Origin of the sequence: Candidatus Pantoea communis (assembly GCF_011752685.1) — a bacterium.
Lineage (GTDB): Bacteria > Pseudomonadota > Gammaproteobacteria > Enterobacterales > Enterobacteriaceae > Pantoea > Pantoea communis.
Genome location: NZ_VWXC01000013.1, coordinates 106,674 through 129,431 on the forward strand (window position 1 = coordinate 106,674; position 22,758 = coordinate 129,431).

Annotated in this window: 24 protein-coding genes and 1 tRNA gene; 6 read left to right on the forward strand and 19 right to left on the reverse strand. The window is 52.9% G+C overall.

The annotated features are described in order from the left end of the window. Positions 1-19: 19 nt before the first annotated feature. The 9 genes from ccmI to ccmA are packed head-to-tail and all read right to left on the reverse strand — an operon-like array spanning position 20 to position 6,974. Entirely contained in the window at positions 20-1,231 is a 1,212-nt protein-coding gene (ccmI, locus tag F3J37_RS17705) for a c-type cytochrome biogenesis protein CcmI (protein ID WP_166934801.1), read from the reverse strand. Then, complete coding sequence (locus F3J37_RS17710; protein WP_034825179.1) at positions 1,231-1,686, reverse strand: cytochrome c-type biogenesis protein; 456 nt, start codon at positions 1,684-1,686, stop codon at positions 1,231-1,233. Before F3J37_RS17710 ends, ccmI begins: the two co-directional genes overlap by 1 nt. Then, complete coding sequence (locus F3J37_RS17715) at positions 1,683-2,240, reverse strand: DsbE family thiol:disulfide interchange protein (protein WP_034825181.1); 558 nt, start codon at positions 2,238-2,240, stop codon at positions 1,683-1,685. The genes F3J37_RS17710 and F3J37_RS17715 overlap by 4 nt, the downstream gene beginning before the upstream one ends. After that, the gene (locus F3J37_RS17720; protein WP_166934803.1) at positions 2,237-4,195 is read right to left on the reverse strand and encodes a heme lyase CcmF/NrfE family subunit; all 1,959 of its coding nucleotides are present in this window, start codon (positions 4,193-4,195) and stop codon (positions 2,237-2,239) included. The genes F3J37_RS17715 and F3J37_RS17720 overlap by 4 nt, the downstream gene beginning before the upstream one ends. After that, positions 4,192-4,677 (reverse strand): cytochrome c maturation protein CcmE, encoded by a 486-nt coding sequence (gene ccmE, locus F3J37_RS17725; RefSeq protein ID WP_034825185.1) that lies wholly within the window; start codon positions 4,675-4,677, stop codon positions 4,192-4,194. Before ccmE ends, F3J37_RS17720 begins: the two co-directional genes overlap by 4 nt. Further along, positions 4,674-4,907 (reverse strand): heme exporter protein CcmD, encoded by a 234-nt coding sequence (gene ccmD / locus F3J37_RS17730; protein WP_034825187.1) that lies wholly within the window; start codon positions 4,905-4,907, stop codon positions 4,674-4,676. The genes ccmE and ccmD overlap by 4 nt, the downstream gene beginning before the upstream one ends. After that, a complete protein-coding gene (locus F3J37_RS17735; protein ID WP_166934805.1) occupies positions 4,904-5,644 on the reverse strand; it encodes a heme ABC transporter permease in 741 nt (246 codons plus the stop codon). The genes ccmD and F3J37_RS17735 overlap by 4 nt, the downstream gene beginning before the upstream one ends. Before the next feature lie 56 nt (positions 5,645-5,700). After that, positions 5,701-6,360 carry a heme exporter protein CcmB gene (gene ccmB / locus F3J37_RS17740; protein WP_038649973.1) on the reverse strand — a complete coding sequence of 220 codons (660 nt, stop codon included), beginning with the start codon at positions 6,358-6,360 and terminating at the stop codon, positions 5,701-5,703. Next, a complete protein-coding gene (ccmA, locus tag F3J37_RS17745; protein WP_034825191.1) occupies positions 6,360-6,974 on the reverse strand; it encodes a cytochrome c biogenesis heme-transporting ATPase CcmA in 615 nt (204 codons plus the stop codon). The genes ccmB and ccmA overlap by 1 nt, the downstream gene beginning before the upstream one ends. A 244-nt stretch (positions 6,975-7,218) precedes the next feature. On the opposite strand from ccmA, the gene F3J37_RS17750 reads away from it, so the two are divergent. From F3J37_RS17750 to F3J37_RS17760, 3 genes are all read left to right on the forward strand, one after another. Continuing rightward, complete coding sequence (locus F3J37_RS17750; protein WP_166934806.1) at positions 7,219-8,139, forward strand: formate/nitrite transporter family protein; 921 nt, start codon at positions 7,219-7,221, stop codon at positions 8,137-8,139. 86 nt (positions 8,140-8,225) lie between these two features. After that, positions 8,226-8,300: transfer RNA gene (locus F3J37_RS17755), tRNA-Arg, on the forward strand. 162 nt (positions 8,301-8,462) lie between these two features. Continuing rightward, complete coding sequence (locus F3J37_RS17760; RefSeq protein ID WP_166934808.1) at positions 8,463-9,614, forward strand: tyrosine-type recombinase/integrase; 1,152 nt, start codon at positions 8,463-8,465, stop codon at positions 9,612-9,614. Positions 9,615-9,754: 140 nt separating this feature from the next. Here F3J37_RS17760 and F3J37_RS17765 read toward each other — a convergent pair whose 3' ends face one another. Genes F3J37_RS17765 through F3J37_RS17780 form a run of 4 tightly spaced genes read right to left on the reverse strand, consistent with a single transcriptional unit; the run spans position 9,755 to position 13,134 of the window. Beyond that, positions 9,755-11,407, reverse strand: a complete 1,653-nt coding sequence (locus F3J37_RS17765) for a glycoside hydrolase family protein (RefSeq protein WP_166934810.1) — start codon at positions 11,405-11,407, stop codon at positions 9,755-9,757. An 11-nt stretch (positions 11,408-11,418) separates the two neighbouring features. After that, positions 11,419-11,985: a hyaluronate lyase N-terminal domain-containing protein gene (locus F3J37_RS17770; RefSeq protein WP_166934812.1), complete on the reverse strand. Its 567-nt coding sequence runs from the start codon at positions 11,983-11,985 to the stop codon at positions 11,419-11,421. Positions 11,986-11,994: 9 nt separating this feature from the next. Beyond that, a complete protein-coding gene (locus F3J37_RS17775; protein ID WP_166934814.1) occupies positions 11,995-12,279 on the reverse strand; it encodes a hyaluronate lyase N-terminal domain-containing protein in 285 nt (94 codons plus the stop codon). A gap of 9 nt (positions 12,280-12,288) precedes the next feature. Then, complete coding sequence (locus tag F3J37_RS17780) at positions 12,289-13,134, reverse strand: hypothetical protein (protein ID WP_166934815.1); 846 nt, start codon at positions 13,132-13,134, stop codon at positions 12,289-12,291. A gap of 27 nt (positions 13,135-13,161) precedes the next feature. Between F3J37_RS17780 and F3J37_RS17785 the strand changes: the two genes are divergently transcribed. Next, on the forward strand, positions 13,162-13,518 hold the full coding sequence (locus F3J37_RS17785; protein ID WP_166934817.1) for a hypothetical protein: 357 nt from the start codon (positions 13,162-13,164) through the stop codon (positions 13,516-13,518). A gap of 38 nt (positions 13,519-13,556) precedes the next feature. Here F3J37_RS17785 and F3J37_RS17790 read toward each other — a convergent pair whose 3' ends face one another. The 3 genes from F3J37_RS17790 to F3J37_RS17800 form a co-directional block, all read right to left on the reverse strand. Then, positions 13,557-14,261, reverse strand: coding sequence for a Rha family transcriptional regulator (locus F3J37_RS17790; RefSeq protein WP_166934819.1), 705 nt, complete (start codon positions 14,259-14,261; stop codon positions 13,557-13,559). An 80-nt stretch (positions 14,262-14,341) separates the two neighbouring features. After that, a complete protein-coding gene (locus F3J37_RS17795; protein ID WP_166934821.1) occupies positions 14,342-15,058 on the reverse strand; it encodes a P22AR C-terminal domain-containing protein in 717 nt (238 codons plus the stop codon). Continuing rightward, the gene (locus tag F3J37_RS17800) at positions 15,048-15,221 is read right to left on the reverse strand and encodes an Arc family DNA-binding protein (RefSeq protein WP_166934823.1); all 174 of its coding nucleotides are present in this window, start codon (positions 15,219-15,221) and stop codon (positions 15,048-15,050) included. The genes F3J37_RS17795 and F3J37_RS17800 overlap by 11 nt, the downstream gene beginning before the upstream one ends. A gap of 112 nt (positions 15,222-15,333) precedes the next feature. Here F3J37_RS17800 and F3J37_RS17805 point away from each other — a divergent pair, with 112 nt between their 5' ends. Together F3J37_RS17805 and F3J37_RS28585 are read left to right on the forward strand one after the other, a co-directional pair. Then, the gene (locus F3J37_RS17805) at positions 15,334-15,657 is read left to right on the forward strand and encodes an Arc family DNA-binding protein (RefSeq protein ID WP_166934825.1); all 324 of its coding nucleotides are present in this window, start codon (positions 15,334-15,336) and stop codon (positions 15,655-15,657) included. 99 nt (positions 15,658-15,756) lie between these two features. After that, entirely contained in the window at positions 15,757-15,909 is a 153-nt protein-coding gene (locus F3J37_RS28585) for a transmembrane anchored protein (protein WP_370662132.1), read from the forward strand. Between the two features lie 26 nt (positions 15,910-15,935). On the opposite strand, the gene F3J37_RS17810 is transcribed toward F3J37_RS28585, so the two are convergent. The 3 genes from F3J37_RS17810 to F3J37_RS17820 are packed head-to-tail and all read right to left on the reverse strand — an operon-like array spanning position 15,936 to position 22,758. Next, the gene (locus F3J37_RS17810; protein ID WP_166934827.1) at positions 15,936-18,485 is read right to left on the reverse strand and encodes a hypothetical protein; all 2,550 of its coding nucleotides are present in this window, start codon (positions 18,483-18,485) and stop codon (positions 15,936-15,938) included. Further along, entirely contained in the window at positions 18,485-20,155 is a 1,671-nt protein-coding gene (locus tag F3J37_RS17815) for a hypothetical protein (protein WP_166934829.1), read from the reverse strand. Before F3J37_RS17815 ends, F3J37_RS17810 begins: the two co-directional genes overlap by 1 nt. Beyond that, positions 20,152-22,758, reverse strand: a complete 2,607-nt coding sequence (locus tag F3J37_RS17820) for a hypothetical protein (RefSeq protein ID WP_166934831.1) — start codon at positions 22,756-22,758, stop codon at positions 20,152-20,154. The genes F3J37_RS17815 and F3J37_RS17820 overlap by 4 nt, the downstream gene beginning before the upstream one ends.

A 22,758-nucleotide genomic window follows, 5' to 3' on the forward strand; every position in this document is an offset into this window, starting at 1 on the left:
GGTTGAATAATGTATCGCTTCAGGGCTGCTGTTGATTAATCTCCACAGCCAGTTGCTGATGACCATCCCAGGGGGTGATCGCGCTTAAGCCAAACCAGTCTCCCGACTGAGGATTGGCGCTACCATCGCGCGAAATACGCACCCTGACCTGCACCTGATGCTGCACCGAAAGCAGGCGATCGGGCATCATGGCGTTGCTGTCATCCAGCGTGAGCGATAACGGGAAATGGCTCAGCGGTAAACGCTTCACAGCCACAGGCACCGGTGAAACACCGTCAGACACAGAAATATACAACACTCCGCCTTGCGGTAACATTTTTTCTGCCTGCGGAGTTAAACTCACCGTCAATGCCAGGTGACTATTTTGCTGTCCCGCATCAGTTTTCGCTTGTTCAATGCTGCGCTCTATCATGGTAATGCGCTTGTCACCCGAAGGCAGAAGCTTCAGCATCACCTGCCAGGCGCCAATCGCTTGATCATATTGCTGCTGCTCAAAAGCATTAAATGCCAACAAGCTCAGGGTGCGCACGTTGCTATGGTCGCGTTTTAGCAGATCTTTCAGCATCACATTGGCCTGGCGGTTGTCCTGCGGATCGCTGGAGCGCGTCAGGACTTCGGCATAATCCTGCTGCAGTTCCAGATTATCAGGTGCCAGTTGCAATGCACGCTGGAAGGCCTGGCTGGCATTCGTCGCGTTATTCAGCACCATGCCAAGGCGGCCCAGCATCGTCCAGTCATTGAGGTTTTGCGGATCGTCTTGCAGAGCGGTGCGCAACCCTAATTGTAGGCGAGCCAACTCTTCCATGGTTAAGGGCGCCGCTTTGGGATCCATCACACGGGCGCGCAACTGGGGGTATTCCTGCTGCACGCTAACCCAACCGGCCAGTTGCGCCAGTCCACCTGTCTTCAGGTAAAAGCCAACCGACACCAGCAACAATATAATCAGTCCCGGCAACAGCACCCAACGGCTACTGCTATGGATGCGCGCGGCGTGCTCGTTCGGCACATCGGTGAGCAGCGTTTGTTGCAGTTCACGCACCATCTCCGGGCGCTCGGCAACCACGCCTTCTTCTTCATCACGCGCTAATTCGCGCAGGCGCTGCTGGTAAAAGTCGGTATTCAGACGATCGCGATCGCCGCTAGTGGCTTGACGTTGACGCCAGCCTGCACTGAGAAACAGCGCTGAGGCTGCCACCAGCAAAATAATCAGGGTAATCCAGAATCCAGTCATTACGGCTTCCCGTCACGCTTAAGAATCGCCGCAAGGCGTTGTTGTTCATCGTCATCGAGATCGCTACGGGTTTTCCCCCGGCGATTGCGCAGAATAATAATCAAGCCGCCCAGCACCACAAACAGCGCCGGCCCCACCCACAAAATCAACGTTGAAGGGGTAACCGGTGGTTCATAAGTGACGAAGTTGCCGTAGCGCGCCACCATATAATCGATGATCTGCTGGCGACTTTGGCCCTGCTTCATCAGCTCATACACTTTCAGACGCATGTCCGCGGCAATCATCGCATTGGAGTCGGCAATGCTGTTGTTCTGACACTTAGGGCAACGCAGTGAACCGGTGAGATCGCGGTACTGCTCTTCCTGCTGTACCGAATCGAACTGGTAAGTATCAATGGCAGCCCACAGGCTGGTGCTGAGCAGAATGCCCGCGATTAACAAAAGCAGCCGTTTCACGCACCGGCCCCCTTGCTGTATTTATCCCACAGCGGTTTCACTTCTTCGTTCCACACGCGATCATTCATATCCCCCGCATGGCGATAACGAATAATACCGTGGCCGTCGATCAGGAAGGTTTCCGGCGCACCGTAGACGCCGAGATCCAGACCTAACATGCCGTCACCGTCATACAGGCTCAGCGCGTAAGGGTTGCCCAGCGTGTTCAGCCAGGTGACCGCTTTGGTGCGATCATCTTTGTAGTTCAGCCCGACGACGCGAATGCCCTTCTCGGCCAGCGTGTTGAGATACTGATGCTCAGCACGGCATGTCGGGCACCAGGTGGCCCAGACATTGAGCAGGATCGGTTTGCCGTCTGTCAGAACTTGCTGATCGTAGATTTTGCCCGGCTTATCGAGCGCTTCCAGTTTAAAAACCGGTACCGGCTTACCAATCAGCGCCGATTCCAGACGCGTGGGATCGTCACCATTGGCGTTGCGTGACAGCTGCGATAACAGCGCCGCCGCCAGTAGCAAGAACAGCACTAACGGGATGAACAGGATCTTCTTACTCATGCCAGCTCCTCCTGCTGCGCTTTTTTACACGAACGGTAACGTGGATCCAGTAAACACAACAGGCCGCCGAACGCCATAAACACGCCGCCGAACCAGATCCAGCGCACAAACGGTTTGTAATAGATGCGTACCGCCCATGAACCGTCATCCAGCTCTTCGCCGAGTGCTGCATACAAATCGCGAGTAAACCCTCCGCTGATCGCCGCTTCGGTCATCATGGTGCGTGCCGCAGTATAGAAGCGTTTCTCCGCATGCAGCACGGCTTCAAACTTCCCGTCGCGCGTGACGTCAATAATCGCCACGCCGCCGCTATAGTTCGGTCCCTGCAAATTGTGTACGTCGCGGAAAATGAAGTGATAGTTGTGGATATCCACGGTATCGCCTGACTTCATGCGCACATCGCGTTCGACGCTGTACTGCGTGCTGAAGGCGATGCCTACCACGGTCACGGCAACGCCTAAATGGCCCAGCACCATGCCCCAATGGCTGCGCGTTAAATGGCGCAGACCTTTGAAGAAGCTGTGGCGATGGGTAGCGCGCTCGTGCAACTCCATTAACGTCAGCAAGATGACCCAGATCGCCATCAGCAGGCCGATCACCGTCATCGCTTCAATGCGGTCCTGCAGCAGCCACGGTAGCGCGATCGATAAGATCAGTGTGACCAGCAAGCCGACGCCCAGGCGTTTCCACAGCTTCTGCGGCTCATCGCGGCGCCAGCGTACCAGTGGCCCAATGCCGAGCATCAGCGCGAACGGTGCCATCAACCAGGTAAACATGGTGTTGAAGAAGGGTTCGCCGACAGAAATACTGCCCAGTCCAAGCTGCTTATGGACTAACGGCAACAACGTGCCCAGCAGCACCACCAGCATGGCCGCAATTAACAGAACGTTATTACCCAACAGGAAGGATTCGCGTGACCAGGCTTCGCTCTGCACGCGGCTGCGCACCTTGCCACCTTTGATGGCATAAAGTAGCAGCGAGCTACCAATCACGATCACCAGGAAGGCGAGAATGAACATGCCGCGCGCCGGATCGGAAGCAAATGAGTGCACTGACACCAGCACGCCTGAACGGACCAGGAAAGTGCCCAGCAGGCTTAATGAGAATGCCGTGATCGCCAGCAGCACCGTCAAGGATTTGAAGCTACCACGTTTTTCTGTCACCGCTAGCGAGTGCATCAACGCCGTACCGGCCAGCCATGGCATGAACGAAGCATTCTCGACCGGATCCCAGAACCACCAGCCGCCCCAGCCCAGTTCGTAATAGGCCCACGCAGAACCGAGCACGATACCAATGGTCAGGAAAACCCAGGCTGCGGTGGTCCACGGGCGTGACCAGCGCGCCCATGCGGTATCGAGACGCCCTGCCATCAATGACGCAATAGCAAACGCAAATGCCACCGAGAAACCGACATAACCCATGTAAAGCAGAGGCGGATGGAAAATCAGCCCGATATCCTGCAGCATCGGATTGAGGTCGCTGCCATCAACCGGGAAGTTCGGCAGGGTACGAGTAAACGGATTCGAGGTGAGCGTAATAAACAGCAGGAAGCCGAGATTGATCATCCCCATGACTGACAACACGCGCGCCAGTGCATCCTGCGGCATGCCGCGACTGAAAATCGCGACGGCTACCGTCCAGGTGCTGAGCAACAGCACCCACAGCAGCAGTGAACCTTCATGCGCGCCCCAGGTGGCCGCGATGCGGTAGTAAACCGGCAGTAGGGTGTTGGAGTTGGTGGCGACATAGGCAACGCTGAAATCGTTAACGATAAACGCATGTACCAGCACCACGAAGGCGGCAACGATACAGGCGAACATGCCCCACGCCAGCGGACGTGCCATCGCCATCAAACGTGCATCCTGACGGGTTGCGCCCCACAACGGATAAATACTTAATAGCAGCGCGAGTCCCAGCGCCAGGCAAAGCAGAAAGCTGCCAATTTCCGGCATCATGATTGAGCACCTGCCTGCTGATAAGTCGCTGCAGGTCCTGTGTGGTTTTTCTTCATCGCATCTTCAATTTCTGGCGGGGTGTATTTTTCGTCATGTTTTGCCAGCACTTCTTTGGCATTGACCAGGTTGCCGCTTTCCAGCACGCCCTGCGCCACCACGCCCTGCCCTTCACGGAACAGATCCGGCAAGATGCCTTCGTAACTTACGCTGATCACGCCGTTGGCGTCATACAGCTTGAAAGAGACAGCCAGCGTTTTCGGATCGCGCTTCACGCTGCCAGGCATCACCATGCCGCCGACGCGCAGACGTTGCCCGGTTTCCGGCATCTGATGCGCTTCACCTTTGCCGTACAGAATTTCACTCGGGGTGTAAAACAGGTCAATGTTGGAACGCAGCGCATACATCACCAGCGATGTGGCCAGGCCTAAGCCGACCAAAATCGCGACCACCACATACAGGCGGTTACGACGACGGATATTCACACGGTTTCTCCTGCTGCTTCACTGGCAGCTTTTTTCGACTTGGCCGCGCGAATGCGGCGCTCCCTGGATTGACGCTGGCGAATTTCTGCCAGCAAACGGCGGCGGAACAACAGGGTATGCAGCACCAGACCGAATAAAGGGATTAACGTGAGGATGACGGCGAGCCAGACATAGAAGGCATAGCCGCCCATGGCGAAGAAGTCGCTCCATGATGAGAAAGCCGGTGTCATGCTTTGCGCCCTCCCTGAGCCACATCGATCACCCATGGACGATGGCGCTCGCTGAACAGGATCAGGTTACGCAGGCGCATTAGCGTCAGCGCGCCAAACACCAGCAGATAACCGAGAATGGCCCAACGCAGCGGCGTCCGCATACTCGGCGCAATCGCCTGCTGCAAAATGCCTGACGATCCCTGATGCAGGGTGTTCCACCACTGTACCGAGAAGTGGATGATGGGCAAGTTAACCACGCCCACCAGAATCAGGATGCCTGCGGCACGACCGGCGGTGCGACGATCCTCAAACGAGTGATAGAGCGCAATCACCCCCATATAGATGAACAGCAGCACCAGCTCCGAGGTTAGGCGGGCATCCCAAATCCACCAAGTGCCCCACATCGGTTTGCCCCAGGCAGAACCCGTCACTAACGCGATAAAAGTAAACACCGCACCAATAGGCGCCATCGCTGCCGAAACCAGATCCGCCATCTTCATCTGCCACACCAGGCCGATAAACGCGGCAATCGCCATTGAGGCGTAAACCCCCATGGACCACATCGCCGCAGGCACGTGAATGTACATAATTCGGAAGCTGTTGCCCTGCTGATAATCGGCCGGTGCAAAGCCAAAGCCCCATACCCAACCAAGTAGCAGCGTGGCGACGCCCAGCACTGCGAACCAGGGAATTAAGCGACCGCATAGCTGGTAAAGCCGCTCAGGCTTCGCCCACTGGTGTAACCATTTCCACATTTGCATAGCTCACAATAAAAAGAATTCGGATACCGGCGGCTCTGGGGCAGCACGGATTAATGCAGACTAATGCGCAAAGCCGCAGCAGTAGCAAACGGCGAAAGTGTTGCGCTCACTGCCAGCATCGCGCCAAGAATTGCCAGATAGCCTCCGATCGGCAATCCCTGACCGGCGGCATCGATGGCCGCGCTGGCAAAGATCAGAACAGGTATCGACAACGGCAATACCAGTAAACTTAGAAGTACGCCGCCACGCCGCAGCCCAACGGTCAAACCGGTGCCAATCGCACCAAGAAAACTCAAAGTTGGCGTGCCGAGTAAAAGCGTCAGCGCCATCGCACGCCAGCCGGCAAAATCCAGTGACAGGAGTAGTGCCGCCAGCGGCGACAGTAAAATCAGTGGCAAGCCCGTAATCAGCCAGTGAGCAATCACTTTTCCCAGCACCGTGACGGGCAACGGTGTCGGTAGCAAAAGTAGTTGCTCCAGCGAACCATCCAGAAAATCATCACGGAACAGTCGTTCAAGCGCCAGCAGTGAGGCTAACAATGCCGCAACCCACGCCACGCCTGGCGCAATGCGCGCCAGTTGCTGAGGATCCGGCCCGATACCTAACGGAAACAGCGTGATAACAATCAGGAAAAACCACAGCGGGTTAATCACCTCGGCACCGCTGCGAAATGCAATTTTCAACTCACGCTGAATCACGCGACCTAACATCAAGCCCACTCCGAGATGAGGCGGATTTTGCGCACGCGTTCACTCTCATCAGGCAAATCCTGATGGGTAGTCAAAATCACTGCGCCTCCGTTATCGGCATGTTCAGCGAAACGCGCCATTAATTTTTCCACGCCGCCTTTATCGATGGCCGTGAGCGGTTCATCCAGGATCCAGATCTTTGCCGGGCTGAGCCACAGGCGAGCCAGGGCTACACGCCGTTGCTGCCCTGCGGACAACTGCGCAACCGGCACCTCTTCATATCCCAGCAAGTTCACCTGCTCCAGCGCGTCGAAAATCACTTCTTCATCACGATCGCCGTGCCAGAAATGCAGGTTTTCCAGAGGTGAGAGTACCGACTTCACACCAGGATGATGGCCAAGATAGAGCAAGTTTTGATGCCATATTTCGCGCTGCTGACGAATCGGCTGCGATTGCCACATCACCTCGCCCTCTTCTGCCCGGCTTAATCCAGCCAGCAGACGCAGCAGTGAGGTTTTTCCTGCCCCGTTAGGGCCTTCAATTTGCACAATGTCACCCGGTTGCACATGGAAGCTCAGACCATGAAACAGGGTTCGCTCATCACGAACGCATGAGAGATTAATGACTTCGAGCATGAAAGAGGGAATCGCAGCTGTGAAATAAGGCGGGGATAATACCACAATGAATCTGTGGGCCGAAGTCTGTGAGGTAGCTCTCACTTCCCCCAAAGGGGGTATTCGTGCGCATCAGATCAAGGAATTGCGCAAAAAATCGCCTCGGTTAAAATCTTGTTACTCTTAAATTGAATCTTCGTAACATTTCGCCCTTGATAAAACCGTCTACGCTTATTACGCGTTGGCATTATCACCAGGGGAAAACATGAAGCAATCACCATCCATTTCAGAACATGACAATGATGTCGAGAGCGACGAAAAGGACCAGGGGAAAGAGATAGAAGTGGATGAAGATGCCCTGCCCTCACGGGCTGCTGCCATTCATGAAGAGATCCGCCAGGATGGCGAGAAAGAGCTAGAGCGCGACGGCATGGCCTTATTATGGTCTGCCGTGGCTGCGGGGCTCTCCATGAGCGCTTCGCTGATGGCCAAAGGGATTTTCCATGTGCATTTGGCAGAGGTGCCTGGCGGTTTCCTGCTGGAGAATCTGGGTTATACCTTCGGCTTTGTCATCGTCATTATGGCGCGCCAGCAACTGTTCACTGAGAACACAGTTACTGCGGTATTACCGGTTATGCACAAACCCACTGGCGGTAATTTCATGCTGTTATTGCGTCTGTGGGTCATAGTGCTGGCAGGGAATTTGATCGGCACGGCGTTAGGTGCGTTAGCCTTTAATCACATGCCGATTTTTGACGAGGCAACTCGCCAGGCCTTCACCGTGATTAGCGAAAAGGTGATGGACAACTCCCCCAGCGAAATGTTTGCCAATGCCGTGATTTCAGGTTGGATTATCGCCACCATGGTCTGGATGTTCCCTTACGCGGGCGCGGCCAAAATCGTGGTGATTGTGATGATGACCTGGCTGGTTGCCCTCGGCGATCTGGCGCATATCGTGGTGGGTTCAGTGGAAGTGCTGTATCTGGTGTTCGCCGGCACGCTGCCCTGGCAGGAGTTTCTCTGGCCGTTTGCTCTCCCTACGCTGCTGGGGAATATTACCGGCGGTACGTTGATTTTTGCGCTAATAAGCCACGCACAAATTCGCAACGATATGAGTGAGGCGGCGAAGGCCAAAGCGAAGGCGGAACAGAAGCGCAAAGAGAAAGCGCAGAAGAAACAACAGTGATCTGTGGCACGACATTGTTGATAGATTGAGCAAACAGGATTTACACGGTTAAATTCTGCTGGTCGGTACGCTATACTGCGCGCCGCGTCTCCTTAGTTAAATGGATATAACGAGCCCCTCCTAAGGGCTAGTTGCAGGTTCGATTCCTGCAGGGGACACCATATAGCCGTTCGCTGCCCTCCTCAGTAGTTCGCCAAAACCCCTTACCATCAGGCATTCGCCAATTCATCCGTTCGCATAAGTTCGCCATAGTTCGTTGACAGCCAGTTAATCGCCTGGGTAAATTCTGGGTAAATCAATTTTACCCACCCGGATTTTACCCAATGCTGACAATCAAGCAGATTGACGCTGCAAAGCCCAAAGAAAAGCCTTACCGCGTGGCGGATGGCAATGGCCTGTTTCTCTACGTGCCGGCATCAGGGAAAAAGGTGTGGCAGGTGCGCTATCAGTTCGAGGGTAAAGAGAAGGTTCACACGATCGGGAAGTATCCGGAGATTGGCCCGGCAGATGCCAGGAGCATGGCGTTTGAGCTGAAGAGGGATTTGGCGATCGGACTCAACCCTGCAGTGAAGAAGAAGCAGGATAAAACGCCGGACTCGTTCGGAACAATTTTCGAGGAGTGGTATAAGCACAAGCGCCAGGTGTGGTCGGAGACTTACGCCACGGAACTAAAGAAGATGTTTGAGGCTGACATCCTTCCCTATCTGGGTAAGATGCAGATGGACGAGATTGAGCCAATGGCACTGCTCAAGGTGCTGCGCAGATTTGAAGAGCGTGGCGCATTAGAGCGTGCCAGCAAAGCGCGCCGCCGATGCGGGGAGGTGTTCCGCTATGCAGTCGTGACCGGAAGGTGCAAGTACAATCCGGCGCCAGACCTTGCGGATGCGATGAAGGGATACAGGAAGCAGCATTACCCATTCCTCCCCGCCGAGCAGATACCGGCGTTCAATGCCGCGCTGGCGACTTATTCAGGCAGTGTGATTTCCCGCATTGCCACTCAGTTCTTGCAGTACACCGCCATGCGCACAAAAGAGATGCGTACCCTGCAATGGGTAGACATCGATTTTGAAAACGACATAATTACGATCGCCGCCGAGGTGATGAAGAATCGCAAGGTGCACGTTGTGCCAATGTCACATCAGGTGAAGGACCTTCTCAACTTCATCAAGCCGATCACTTCCAACTCTCCTTTCGTTTTCCCCGGCCGCAATGACAAAACTAAGTCGATAAGCGATGCCGCCGTTCTGCTGGTTATTCGCCAGATAGGATACGAGGGGCTTGCGAGCGGGCACGGATTCCGGCACCAGTTCAGCACAATACTGAATGAGCACGGCTGGCCCCATGACGCCATCGAGCGGCAGCTGGCGCACGTAGACCGCAACAACATCCGCGGCATCTATAATCACGCCCAGTACCTCGATAAGCGAAGAGAGATGATGCAGTGGTGGGCGGATTATATCGATGGCAATTCTTGATAATGGAACCGACAGATGCCAGGATCAGCCACAAAATTTTAAGAGAATGCTCATGGGAAAAATTTTTGCTCGATATGTCACTATTGGCGTAATCAATACCGCATAAAGAATATAGGCCTCATCCGTAAGGCCGCTCAGGCTTAAGCCATTACCCTCCAGTAACCAGCGATTTTCCGCACCTCATAAACTTGCTGGGTTCCCGGCGAGATGGTTACAGTACCCGTGACCATATTGGTTGCCCCAGAAGATATCTGAATCTGACCATTAGACCCACTATCGCTTTGCACCTGAAGGTAGAAATTTGCACCATCTGGGTAACCCGAAGCAATTCCAGAAATGGTAGTAACTGATGCATATGAGCTACCTCCATCTGTTGTATACAAATTACCTACCACTGGCGAGAAGCTGCTCAGTGTTGGGAAATTACTTACTGTTGATAACGCAATTGCTGTTTGCTCAAGAGATGTAACTGCGTCGGTATAGTACTGGCTTCCTATCTGTTTAACTCGAATGATTTTATTAGAGTGATCTGCCCCATTCAGAATTAAAGGCTTACCGTTTCCAACTCCTGCATAATATGAGTTAACATTAACTTTAAGTTGGCACAGTGGGCTTTGAGAAGATACAACAAGATAAAACTCTTTAGCGCTATATTCTGAAATTGTCAGCTCAAAACTATTTGTTCCAGTAATTGAATAAACGTACCCATCTCTGGGGTGGAATGAAGTATTGCTAGCGGTAATTACAGTTCCTTTACCGCTCTTACTTGTTCTTGAGCATAAAATTGATTTCAGAAGCTCCTTGCTTTTATCATCCATAAAACTCGTATTGGAGAAAGAGCCGTGCCGATTTGCTCTATCGGCTTCAATTTGCTTTGTTGAAGTCCATGACACAAGATCATTTGATTCACTATAAATATATGACCCTGTTACATATGAGTCTGCATAAAGCCTGAACCTTGGCAGTGACTCTGTCCACTCCACTAAATATGGCGCTTCAGCTTGTCCGCTTGTCATAACATCAGATGACTTAGTGTAAGGGCCGTTTAATGTGCTCGACGTCCAGTGTTCGATATATTTGTTATAATCATTTTTGGAAAATAAATTCCAGCTGTCTCCATACTTGTAAAACATACCATCAATTTGACAGTTTGCATTAGACGTTTGCGTTACAATTGTAGGGTATTCAAAGGTTAGGCTGTCTAAGCTTGAGCATTTAGATAAGTACTGCCGATAATCACCTATGGTATTTCCATTAACATCAACGAAGTCATTACCATATGGTAAAGTTAAACCTACATAGATATCATCTCCGTCTTTTACAAAGAATGGACTCCACACTTTATCACAGGCGTGAGTTGCCCCTGATATAGGATTGGTGCTTGATCCAATAGGTGTAGAACCGAAATTAACTCTGTGCCTTGAAAAGTTAAATCCATCCGTAGTTTTATATACGGTTGCATCCCAACTGCCAAGAGAATACCAACCTACGATTAGGTATAGAGTTCCATCTACCCAGATGTGCCCTGATGGCCCCATACTAATTGGTTCATCGCTGCCATCTGTTGAAAGTGGGTTGTCGCTAACGCTTGAATAAATAACACCATCCGTAGAAAACATAAATCTTGTATCAGTGTCTTCATCAGAACGGAAGTTAGGGAAAAATATAAGATCGTTAGGCAATGTAGCCAAGTCAACCTTATTATCTACATAGGAATGAGATGCAATATCCTTTACATCAATAGTTACTGTACCATCTAAAGTTCCTAGTTGGTTTGTTCTGAGTTGGCTCATATATATTCCTGTTACCTGGCTCTTCTCGCCTGAATAAATCCTTGCACTGGCATTGTCCCATCTGGGAATGATGCACCAGCAACTAAATAAACTATCGTGCTTACTGAAACGCTAACGCGCCTTACTGGTGTATTAATCATTTGACCGCCATTTGCATTAAATGATGATCTTAACTGCGTCATGTAAGGGAATCCTCCCCCCATCCCGGATGAAAGGCTAATGCTGACATTGAACTGCGTAGCATTATTGCTAGCTCCAGTAGGGTTGAATTGCGCGCACCCACTGACATCCCAATCCCCGGGGGTCAACGTTAAAGTTGCGTAGTTGGCTACAGAGCCTGCCGTTGCATTTGAGGCAGTGCCAGTATTGGATAAGTATTCGCCTACCTCGCCAGATGTCGCATTTCCGCCATCCGTTACACCTTTCTTGCTTGCTGCGATCTGGTTTCCGCCTGCCGTTGAGCCATCTCCTGCATACAGCTTGTTTGTTGTTGTATCTAAAACCAGCTCACCACTGAGTGGTGTGTAGGCGGCAACCTTTGCTGTTGTGCCTCTTTTTACCTGAATGGATGCTGCCATATAACCACCTTACGACAGCGTGCCGAGATCAATAGCGCCAAGTGTCAGTGCAATAGACACGTCTGCTGAACCATCCACGGAGCCTGAACCTGTGGCTGCTCCTGTGATAGTTAGAGTACGGACAGTCGTCCATTTCGCAGCTGATGCCACTGTTAGGGCCTTACCTCCGGTAGTTGAACCGTCGCCAATAAATAGCCGATAGTTATCGGTATCGATTACGACTTCACGCGCCAGAGGTGTATACGCTGCAACCTTAGCGGCCGTGCCGCCTTTCAACTGCAATGATGCTGCCATGTGTTTTCCTTAAAGTTCGCCATAATCGACGTTTGTGCCTGAGTTGTTAACCTGCTGACCGCTCGCTATCGTCCAGTAGCTGTTTTCTGGAATGGTGACCTGCTGGCCAGAGCTGATGGTAATTTCCGGTCCGAAAGACCATGCATTCATGTTGTCGGGGATAGTGACGCTGTTATCGACGGTTTGTTTATGCCAGGAGATAACTGAGAAGGCGCTAGCCTCAAGTGGAACGTTGCCGGTTAACTGATCCTGAAGGTTGGCATCTGCTGTTGCACGCGCATCTGCTTCTGCTATATCAGCGGCTTTTCGTGCCTGAGACTCTGCAGAAACTTCGCTGTCAACGTACTGTTTGAAGTCTGATACCGATTCATCAACGTAATGCTTGGGAACCGCATCATTGCTTGCGACTGGATCCGCAAGGTTACTGATACGGTTGTTGAGGGCATCGTAATAGCTGGCGAAGATGCTGGGCTTTTTCAGGGTTAATGAGTCGAAGCGCCAGCCATACTCCTGAATGAGCATGGTAAGTTTATCCAGCGCTGCTTCATGTGAAGCGGCCGGGAACTTGCCGTTCTCGTAGTACTTTGTCTCCTGCGTTACCGGTGGATTTCGGTAAATGAGAATAGTATTTCCTGAAGCGGTAACAGTGCCGAAAGTGAGTGAGCCACCTCCGCTTTCACCTGCGCCAGTGACGGTGAAATCAGCGCCATTCACCGACTCACTGATACTCCCTAATGAGTCGGCGAGCATTACTGAAATATCGCTGTTCAGAAGGAAATAAAATGGAATGGTGAATGTCGCCGTTACTCCGTCAGCTTTATACTCCACGTAACTTTGGGTGGATGAGACTGTCATCTGCCTTTCTCCTGAAAGGAAAATCAAATGAGAAGAATGTTTTTTGTTTCGTGCATAACAGTGCTGGCCGGATGTACATCAGCCGGGCATTTCAAAGAAATGAAGATGAGCAAATACGACAGCAATACAAATTACGGCATTGTTAATAAAACCGATGGGTTTGGAGTGCAGGTTGATTATTCACGCTATCAATTCGAACCAGAAAGCGACTCTGTGGCCATTGCTTGTAAGAGCCAGGTAACCGCTATCGCTTTTGAGCACGCGAAAGATATTGGCCGGGAAATAAAACCGATTAATGAGCAAGCCGTCAGAATCTCATTAGGGCGAAACGGATTGCTGGGATTGACCTCCTGTAATGCGTATGCCGAAGCAGAATGGAAATAAAAAACCCGCCGAAGCGGGTTTAGTGTTGAGCATTTTATTTATGCAACATCAGCACCGTGAATAAGATGCCTCAAAGCCTTAACTCCTTCGGCATTATATCGGAACGCCTCAACCTGTTTATTGCTGTGAGCTGACTTATCCATCACGGTAATTCCGTACTGGTCTGTCTTCAGGTTGTTAGCATTGGCCACTCGCCCAATTTTCTGAGCCGATACGCCAAGCATTTCCCCAACCTCACCTGCGCTATGATAATGCTCATCAACCTGCGGCAGTGGGAGTAACTCCATGCCGGCCGCATCATTAACAGCGCGTGCCATTGCCGTCTGCTTTGCGATATCGCTCAACTTTGGCATGAATGAAAGCGCAATATTCATAGCCTCTACTTCCATCTTGATCGCTCGGGCGCGGCGATACTCCGGCAGGTAAGACGCTGACTTCTGCGGCAGCACCTCGCCAGACTCCAGTTGACGCCAGCGCTTGGCAACTTTATGGCGCAGTGGAATGCTATAGCCAGTCATCAGGGTAAGAGTCAGATCTTGGTCGAGCCAATACTCCTGGTAGGTGCGCCCTTTATCATCTTGGTAATCGGCCGAAAAGTCGGCCGATTGAAGATTGAGCGCTTCGAAGAGTTTGCGGCAATCATCAAGAACGTGTTTATGCTGCTTGCCCGTCAAAGCAGCGATTTCGCGGCTAGACATTTTGGTGACAGCTGATCTTCCTTTTGCTACAGTTACTTTATTCATAGATTTCGCCTTCTATGTAGTCGATGTAGACCGCCAGCTGTAACTGGCGGTTTTTCTTTTTGCGCCGTCCTTTGCGCCCATCAATGTAACTCCGGAATCCTTAGATTGTTCAGCACCCGCCAATTGTCAGTGGTGTGACGATCCGCGTGAATATGCATGGTTTCGCGCTCCAGCAATTTCCTGGCTTTATTCATGACTCGCGAATACTCGCGTGGCATCGAGTGATATGCGCCTGCCAGTCTGTGCTCAGCAACACGCAGAAGTGGCTCAACGTCATCCATCTTGCTTGCCATGCCAACCGATGCGCGCCACAACCAGCACAGGTCTTGCAACTCTTCGTCGCTGAACTGCTTGGCGATCGGTGAGTGAGCAACTTCGCGATCCAGAATGTCTAACACCCAGCGGCGGAATTCTTTGGCTACCGGCGTTCTGGCAAACATAGCCAGAAGATGTGCACCGCGAAGAGAGAAAACGCGAACCTTCATCCGGCGGGAAGAGCCGCCAATACCATTGGTCACTGATTCAATGACCATTGTCATTGCTGGAGAAAACTCATCGCTGTACTGATTAAACAGGTTGGTTACTGATTTGGTGCTGTTGTAATGAAGGGCTTTCGCAACATCTGCCGATGTCAGCCAAACACCGTTCAAATCAGCCACTGGAGTCAGGTTGATGCCATGGAAGTTCATCTCTGTTTTAGCTACAATGTTCATGTTGGTTTTCTCGCAAAGGTTAACCGGCAAATTAGAGGCCCTGACTGTTAGCGCAGTCGGGGCTTCGCTGTTTTTACTGACCACTTGTTCTTTCCTCACGCAGGCTTTTAGCAAGTCGCTGGACTATCGCAGAGTTGATTGAGATTCCATCCATTTCTGCCATTCGGCGGATTTCTTCTTTCATGCGTTCGGGCAATCTAAGCATAAAGTTTTCGCTTTTTCTTCCCGTGTAAAGCACATCACCCATTTCGCACCTCGTTAGCAAGTTGATATCACGGTGAAATGATTACACCGTGAGTCTATCGTGTCAAGCGGTTTTATGATTACACTGTGATATCAAAACTGATTAGAGCAAATTTATGAAAGGTATGAGAAACATCGCGCCATTCGGACTGAGGATGCCCGACGAGTTGCGCGATGCCATTACAGCAAGAGCAAAGGCGAACGGAAGATCTATAAATTCAGAGATTGTTCAAATACTAGAGGATGCCGTTTCTGGAAAAGCCAAGTCTATTAAGTTCGACATGGCTAATGGAAAGCCTATTGAAATCAAGAATGTTGATAACCCTGAAGGCATCATTCAAGCTCTGACCGCATTTGCTGCTGCACTAACTGACATGCAAAAGAGCCCAGCAGATGTGGACGTCAATGATCTCCTTGATGAAAGCAAAAAGAACACCTGAAAGAAAAATAAGAATATTCTCATTAAATTTATTGCTGTTTTTGTAATCAGGACATATTGTTTCTTGCCGCTTGGCAAAAATCACACAGCGAGAAATATTATGAAGAAAACAATTGCAGTCCTTTGCCTGATCCTCTCCATGGGTGCCTCTGTGCAAGCCTTTGCAGGTAACTGCCAACACTCTACTGATACCGCATCAGATGGTTCCATCTGCGGCGGCCGCTCGGCTGACTCTCGCCCCGGCGGCAAGTAAGTCAGATAAGCCCACCTAATGGTGGGCTACAAGTGCTTGCTTAACATCCAGTCAGATGGTTTAACCAAGAAGTCGTTTCCCTGATTTTTCCTCACGTTCTGCTCATACCGCTGCAGCGCGCCGGGGGAAAGCGACTCGGTTATCTGGTTCAGTATCAGGCCATTCAATACTGGACGAAGCCAGAATAGATTTATGAACGGGGTGTGATCAACCGCCGTCCTGAAAGCATCACCGGCCTTAGCCTCCCCCGCGACAGCCTTTTGGTAGAGCGAAATGAAGTCATCCAGATCGCCTGCAACAGGCCCGGCCAATGAAGTGACTGGCCCATTACCAAAGCGATTCGCCTCGCCGAAGAGGAAATCACCGATAATCCCTAATCCTCCACCCTGCGCAGCGGCAGCAAGGAAGGTCTTATAATTATCAGCAGGCCTAGGCGTCTGCCCCTTCAACATCAGCTTGGTCTGCATTGACAGATAACCGAAAGTTGTCATCCACAGGAAAAGCTGAGCGAGCCCGACCATCTCACCCTTCCCGCTTTTGAACAGTGCGTTCTGCACGCTTCCCCACTTACTTTGCCCAAGAGGTGCCGGGGTATAACCGCGCCCGAATACCTCACGACCCAGCGCCTGCTGCATGAATGATGCAGTAAAGGATTTGTACTGACCGATAAAGCGCAGCAGTTCACCCTCTACCGTTCCGGGCTGCGTGCCCTGCTTCATCAGCGCTCGGGTGCGCGCCGTTGGCTCAGTCATTGCCACCATGACGCGGTCGAGAACGTAGCCGCGCAACTTATCAGCCAGTTGCTCACGTCCGGCCTGCAGGCTTTTGTCGTTCACGTTGACGTTGCGATCGGAAACGTATTTGGCGATCACTTCATCCGGAATTGAATCAATGCCGTCAGGCGTCATGAATTTGCGGCCTTCTGAGCCCTTCAAATCCATCTGGCGGTAAATGCTCCATTCAGCCTCACCGATGCCGTGCAGGTCCAGCGCGCGCTTTAAATCGCCATTGAGCGTGGCATGAGCCGAATCGGCATTATCAGCCAGCCAGTGAGAAATCATTGTGGCCGTGGTGTTGCGCGAGGCATCTGTCCACCAGTTCAGGCCGTTGAGCTTAAAGAACTGGCGCTGCAGACGCGACACCTTTCCGGGGAGAGTCACGTCACCAGAAAATCGCTGCAGGATTTCATCACGCATCGAGTCGGCGTAAACCCCAAGCGAGCTGAGGATCTGCTTTTGCTCCGGTGCCGAGTAACGCTTCAGACGACCCTGAATTGACTCGGTCAGCGCCTGCGGGAAGCTTTTACCCTGATAGCGAAGCTCCAGCGCGTTGCTGGCAAGGTCGTTGAATGATGAGATAAGCGCGCCACCAAGCTTAATCATCGAGTCCACAGCCCGTGTCGTAGAGCCAAAGCGCGCCAGCGCGGTTGAGCCGGGGATGTTTGTTGCGCCGGTAACTTCTGCCATCTGGCTTTTAATCTGGCTGCGGCGCGCGTCAGTGAAAGCACGCAGGCCTTTCTCATTGCCGCGCAGGTCGTTTGATACAGTGTCAGCCAGATAGTTGAGCATGTTCTCCGGGTTGGTGCCCAGCACGCGCATCAGGCCGGTGTTGCGCGCCGATGACTCCAGTCCACCAAATATGGCTTCACGAAGGCTGCCAACGCCATACTGCTGATTGTACTCATGCCATGCGTTACCGTCTTTAAAGTGCAGCACGCGCTCCTGGCTGGCACGGCGCGCAACATTCTGTGAACCTTTAAATCCTTTCATCCAGTCTGGCTTTTCGGAAGACAGGTGAACGCCGGATGCCAGCCCGTCATACACGTTACGCAGGAAAGCGTCCGTATCAGTTACGCCTTCAAAGGTGGCATTATCCAGTCGTGGGAGGATGGTCTGCTTCCACGCATCAAAACCAGCGGCGCGGATTTTCATCATGTCGTGACCCTGACGGGCGATGTAGCCAGGCATCTTGCGTATCCACGCCCCGGCCTTATTGGCATCGATACGTGCCGCCTCCTGCCACTTGGTGATGATCTCCGCAATCTTCACCGACTCCGGGCGTAGTCCATTGGTCGCCTCGCCTTTACCCAGTCGCCACATTGCATCAGCAACCTCGGCATCGTTTGTGCCGGCTGCCAGAAACTTTAGCACGTCTGCCTGTTCAAGGTCGTGATTCAGGCCTGACAGGTATTTGGAGCGAAGCTGGAACTGCTCGGATGAAGCAGAGGATCGGCTGCCGGTGCGTGCCTCGTTGCGCCCGACCAGAATAGCTGATAAGCCAATGTCCGGGCGGTCAGGGAAGCTGTCACGCAGGAAGGCAAGGCGTTCGGCTTTAATGCGAGTATTTAGTGCTTCATTCCTAGCGTCTATTACGGCTGCCAGTTTCTTTTCATTTCCTAACTCTTCCGCAGCGCGAAGTGCCGCATCCTGCAGTGATATTCCTTCGTTCTCTGCTCTGATTCGCTTCACAGTGTTTTCCATGTCGCGCACCAGATTTTCCATTTCCTGCTCAGACAGTTCGCGCCCGGCAGCCTTATTGACTGCCTGCTCGCACTGCGTCAGAAACTGATTAGCCATTACATTCTCCTGAGCATACAGGCTGCATATTCCTGATAGCCTTTAACCAGACTTTCGTCACTGGCCTGCTTCTGAATGTCACCCAGCGCCTCACGCAGTTCCGGTGAATCCAGTTCATCAACGCGGCTTTTCGCTAATGCCATTTCTGCTTCGAAATCTTCCTGCGCATTCAGCAGGTCGGCATCGTCACGGCTGGCGCGCTGATAATCAGCTTCAGCATCGCGGCTGGCGTTCACTGTAGATGGATCGGTGTCACTGCGTGGTCCTTTGCGGATCTGCTCGATGGAAGGCTCACGGAGTTCAGGCGCCGTCAGGTCGAAGAAAGGTTCAACGTCGGGCGCTTTACCCTGCATCATGTGAGACAACCCTGCGCGGAAAGCATTCTGACGCTGAGTCCAGTGGGCATCGTCGATTCTCTGTGCCGCGCTGCGAACACCTTCAGCCAGGTTTGTGCGCTGCAGGCCGGATTTAATCTGGCCTGCCCGCTCACTGATTCTGCCTGCCAGCCCATCAGGTATCTCGCCACGACCAATAGCGCTTAGCTCGCCCGCCGCTTTCTCAGCTGCTGCGTTGCCATCCAGCGCCTGATTGATTTCGTCGTTGCGCGATGACAGAGACTGCTTCTCACTTTCGATATCGGCAAGAGCGCGCTGGCGCGCATCTCGATACTTCATGCGCTGCTGCTGATATTGCTCAGTGCGATCTTTCAGTGTTGCATCAAGACGACTGGCGGCGTGTTCATTTGCCGCCATCTCTGCGCGCAGGTCGGCAACGTTGTCGATGCGCCCCTGCTGCAAGTCCTGAAGCGACTGCTGATAGTCCGGGATGACATCGTCGTACGCACGACTGTAGGCGTAATTATCAGCCTCACGGGCCATCGTCTGGTCGAGTAGCGGTGATGCGTTATCGGGTTCGGCTGTTGTGGTTCTAGATGGTGAAACCGGATCTGTTACAGGCTCAACGCGAGAGGTGGTTTCGAGCGGTGATTCACCGACTGAAGGAGTTCTGCGCCCGCGAACCAAATCAGCGATCACGCCGCCACCGGCATGAAGCAGGCCGCCGCCGACCGTGCCATAGAAAAGATTCTCCATGGCGTTGCCCAGCGTAAAATCATCACCCTCTGCCGCCGATGCCAGCGCGGTCGTAGGCAGTGTGACGCCCGTCTGGATGCCGCCCATCGCCGCACCCTGCAGGAATCGCTCACCTGCGCGACCGAGCAATGTCGCCGCGCGCGCCTCGCCTGCGAATGGCACCAGACCCAAAGCAAGGTTACCCGGGTCAGCCATTGCGCCAGCGAGGTTTGCCATCACGTTTAGTGGTGTGGCCACAAATCCTGATGGGGCGGCAGCGGCGATCTGCTGCTTTGCCAGTGTGTCTTTGCGGTTGGATACCACGTTATCCAGATAGGTCTGCGTGACGCCTTCATCAGGTATATCGATGCTCTTCACGCCATACTGCTTGAGCGTTGCATCAGCCTGTGCCTTTGGCACCATCGGTGATGTCGGATCGTTTAACTGGCCGTAAGCCCGGTTGAGGCGCAGCGCCGAGTTAAACGGCCCTTCTTCAAATCCCTGCTCGAAAGTAGCAGCAAGCGATTCACCAAGACCGGACTGAGCATTGCCTATTGGCTGGTTAATACCCTGACCAGGGTCTTGTGTGTAAATCGTCAACGCTGTACTCCTTGCTGGAAGTTATCACCGAACAGTGCGCGCTCAGGCGTCATGCCGCCTTTGCTGGCGTCAAACTTGGTTGGCGATGAGAAGAACTTACCGACGCTGTTCATCACGCCGCGATTCTGCTGGCCTGCTATAGACAGGTCATTAAAGTTCGCGGTGATCGGCGCGCCGTTACTGCCGTTTACCACCAGACCATTCAGCGTTAGCAGAAGCCCGGTTTCATCGGCGTTAGTCACCCACTCGGCGCTGTCACGGATACGCGACAGGCTTTGCTGGCGGTTCACTTCATCACCCAGGCGAGGATCGCCCTGCAGCGGCATAATCTGGTCTGCCTTTAGGTTTTCCAGATAATGGTTTGCCCCATCGCGAACATCGCTCAAATCCAGTCCGTACTTAACCGGCAGTCGCCATGATCCCTGAGTCTGGTACTGCGAGCCGAGCACATCCTGATAGGCCTGTTTCGCAGCATCACCTGGACTCATCCCCTTCTGGATGTTGAGGTAGGTAAGGCGGCGTCCCTGCTCGTTGAAGTTGTTCCATACACCAACCCCACCAGGCTGATTCACCATCGTGGTTGCGAAGTCTTTCGACTGGCTCGCCCACTCGCTGTCAGCGTTATCAGAAGCTCCTTTGTTGTCCGTGTTGATGGCGTCTTTGATGTCGCCTGTCTTCACGTTGCGGTTCTGCCAGAGCGTGTTGGCTGAGCGGGGGTTATCTGTTGCCATCACCACCTGCAAAACCGGGCCTGCCTTCTTCTGCACCTGCTGCATAACCTGATCTGCATAAGGGCCAAACTGACCAGCGATATTCTGTATCGCTGTCACGCTTTGCTCTTTGCTGGTATCAATCTGCTGCAGGATGCCGTCAGCCAGCGCATCAGGCAGAACATCTTTGCTCTTAATGCCAAGGCGGGATTTGTCCACCATGATGGATTGAGCAAGTTGCGCGCCATGAGTTGGGTCCTGCTGATATGCCTGATAAGCCGCCTGAACCTGTGGTGAGTTCTGCGCCAGCCAGCCGCCGGGGTCTTTTTCGCGTGCGCCGATGACCTGCTGGTATTTCTGCAGCGCCTGCTGGTAACGCTGCTGACGGAAACCGAAATCATCTTCAGTTCCCGTTGGCCTGATGCTCTGCACCGATGCGAGGCCTTCACCGGCCGACTTGCTGTTGATGTCGGAATAGATGGGCTGCAACTGGTTCAGCAGCGCATACTGCTGATACTGCTTATCCAGAATGGTAAGTTCTTCAGGTGTGGCATCATGCGGCGCGGTACTCATCCATTGATCATGTCTGATTGGGTTTGTAACCGGGTTGCCCGCCTCAATGAGAGCGGTGTCATTTTTCATCTGGTCCTGCATCAGCATGCGGCGCTGCGTGTTCTGCTGGTCAACCTTGGCCTGAGCCTGATTAATTACGCTGTTTGTCTGCTGCGGCGTCAGCTGCCCCCACGGAACGCCGGGGGCCAACTGGTTAGGATCGTTCTGTGATGACCATGCGCGATTAAGTTGCGAGTCACTGACTGGCGAACCATAGCCTTCCTGCCTCGCCATTGCTTTAGCAACGGCTGTCATCTGCTGCGGGTCGTTGGGATTGAGCTTCGCGTCAACCGGAATGCCGGTTTGCTGGCTTACTGACTGCGCATACTGCACCGGGTCATTGTGATCGCCAGCGGGAGCCCACTTATTGATGAGGCTTGAAATCGTGTCGTTACCGTTGTTGATGTGGTTACGCATCAACTTAATCCCGGCGCGGAACCCGTGATCGGGCGTGTCGAACTGCTCGAATCCTGTGCCGTTATCTCCACCCTTTCCTGCCCAGTCATTCTTCTGATTGAACCTGATGTTCAGCGGGTTATTGTTGCGTGTTGCCAGCGTGGACGGTGAGCCAGATGGCATTGATGAGCCATCGCCAGCACCAACCGTCTGAACAGCCTGGAACGCACCATGCTGGTCTAGAACATGCTGAGCGTCTTTCTGTATACCGTACTGCGCAGCAGACAGAGCCCACATGTTGCGCGAGCGGCTAGCAAGCTCTGCTTTTGTGGCTGGGTCCAGATCGCTCTGGTCGATTGCCTGCAGATGCGCCACTGCCAGTGACTTGGCTGAGTTCGGGTCCTGCAGGATAGCGTTACCAACTGCTGATGCGCTGTCTGTCAGGTTGGCGACTGAAATCTGTTTGGCCTGATTCTGGCCCCAGTTGATAGCCTGATTCTCAAGCTGACCGCGAGACTGCGCCCAGCGCAGGGTGTAATCCTGTTTCTCGCTGTCGCTAAGTCCGGGGTGCTGAGTAAAGAAATCTTCCTGATGTTGCTTTATCAGCTGCTGCGCGGCGGGGATGTAGTCGATGCCATCCTTAGATTGCTGCTGTGCATCATTCAGTGCCTGACCCAGCGAGGTTTGCGCATTAACGAAGTCGGTCATGTACTGCGTGCCGCGAACTGCATTCTGCTGCTGCTGAAGCCTGACGGCCGCATCGGCAAATGAATTGACGCCCTGTTGCAACATCTGTGTATCTGTTGACTGCGTTGGCAGATTGACCGGAGAAGGCCCGCCAGCGCGCACTCCAACCTGACGTTCGTAGCCCGGAATTCTTGCCAT

What these genes read in the sequence shown, in the direction of transcription:
- ccmI (WP_166934801.1), bottom strand. Translation starts at nt 1,231, where the DNA reads ATGACTGGATTCTGGATTACCCTGATTATTTTGCTGGTGGCAGCCTCA.
- F3J37_RS17715 (WP_034825181.1), bottom strand. Translation starts at nt 2,240, where the DNA reads ATGAGTAAGAAGATCCTGTTCATCCCGTTAGTGCTGTTCTTGCTACTG.
- F3J37_RS17720 (WP_166934803.1), bottom strand. Translation starts at nt 4,195, where the DNA reads ATGATGCCGGAAATTGGCAGCTTTCTGCTTTGCCTGGCGCTGGGACTC.
- ccmD (WP_034825187.1), bottom strand. Translation starts at nt 4,907, where the DNA reads ATGACACCGGCTTTCTCATCATGGAGCGACTTCTTCGCCATGGGCGGC.
- F3J37_RS17735 (WP_166934805.1), bottom strand. Translation starts at nt 5,644, where the DNA reads ATGTGGAAATGGTTACACCAGTGGGCGAAGCCTGAGCGGCTTTACCAG.
- ccmB (WP_038649973.1), bottom strand. Translation starts at nt 6,360, where the DNA reads ATGTTAGGTCGCGTGATTCAGCGTGAGTTGAAAATTGCATTTCGCAGC.
- ccmA (WP_034825191.1), bottom strand. Translation starts at nt 6,974, where the DNA reads ATGCTCGAAGTCATTAATCTCTCATGCGTTCGTGATGAGCGAACCCTG.
- F3J37_RS17750 (WP_166934806.1), top strand. Translation starts at nt 7,219, where the DNA reads ATGAAGCAATCACCATCCATTTCAGAACATGACAATGATGTCGAGAGC.
- F3J37_RS17760 (WP_166934808.1), top strand. Translation starts at nt 8,463, where the DNA reads ATGCTGACAATCAAGCAGATTGACGCTGCAAAGCCCAAAGAAAAGCCT.
- F3J37_RS17765 (WP_166934810.1), bottom strand. Translation starts at nt 11,407, where the DNA reads ATGAGCCAACTCAGAACAAACCAACTAGGAACTTTAGATGGTACAGTA.
- F3J37_RS17770 (WP_166934812.1), bottom strand. Translation starts at nt 11,985, where the DNA reads ATGGCAGCATCCATTCAGGTAAAAAGAGGCACAACAGCAAAGGTTGCC.
- F3J37_RS17775 (WP_166934814.1), bottom strand. Translation starts at nt 12,279, where the DNA reads ATGGCAGCATCATTGCAGTTGAAAGGCGGCACGGCCGCTAAGGTTGCA.
- F3J37_RS17780 (WP_166934815.1), bottom strand. Translation starts at nt 13,134, where the DNA reads ATGACAGTCTCATCCACCCAAAGTTACGTGGAGTATAAAGCTGACGGA.
- F3J37_RS17785 (WP_166934817.1), top strand. Translation starts at nt 13,162, where the DNA reads ATGAGAAGAATGTTTTTTGTTTCGTGCATAACAGTGCTGGCCGGATGT.
- F3J37_RS17790 (WP_166934819.1), bottom strand. Translation starts at nt 14,261, where the DNA reads ATGAATAAAGTAACTGTAGCAAAAGGAAGATCAGCTGTCACCAAAATG.
- F3J37_RS17800 (WP_166934823.1), bottom strand. Translation starts at nt 15,221, where the DNA reads ATGGGTGATGTGCTTTACACGGGAAGAAAAAGCGAAAACTTTATGCTT.
- F3J37_RS17805 (WP_166934825.1), top strand. Translation starts at nt 15,334, where the DNA reads ATGAAAGGTATGAGAAACATCGCGCCATTCGGACTGAGGATGCCCGAC.
- F3J37_RS28585 (WP_370662132.1), top strand. Translation starts at nt 15,757, where the DNA reads ATGAAGAAAACAATTGCAGTCCTTTGCCTGATCCTCTCCATGGGTGCC.
- F3J37_RS17810 (WP_166934827.1), bottom strand. Translation starts at nt 18,485, where the DNA reads ATGGCTAATCAGTTTCTGACGCAGTGCGAGCAGGCAGTCAATAAGGCT.
- F3J37_RS17820 (WP_166934831.1), bottom strand. Translation starts at nt 22,758, where the DNA reads ATGGCAAGAATTCCGGGCTACGAACGTCAGGTTGGAGTGCGCGCTGGC.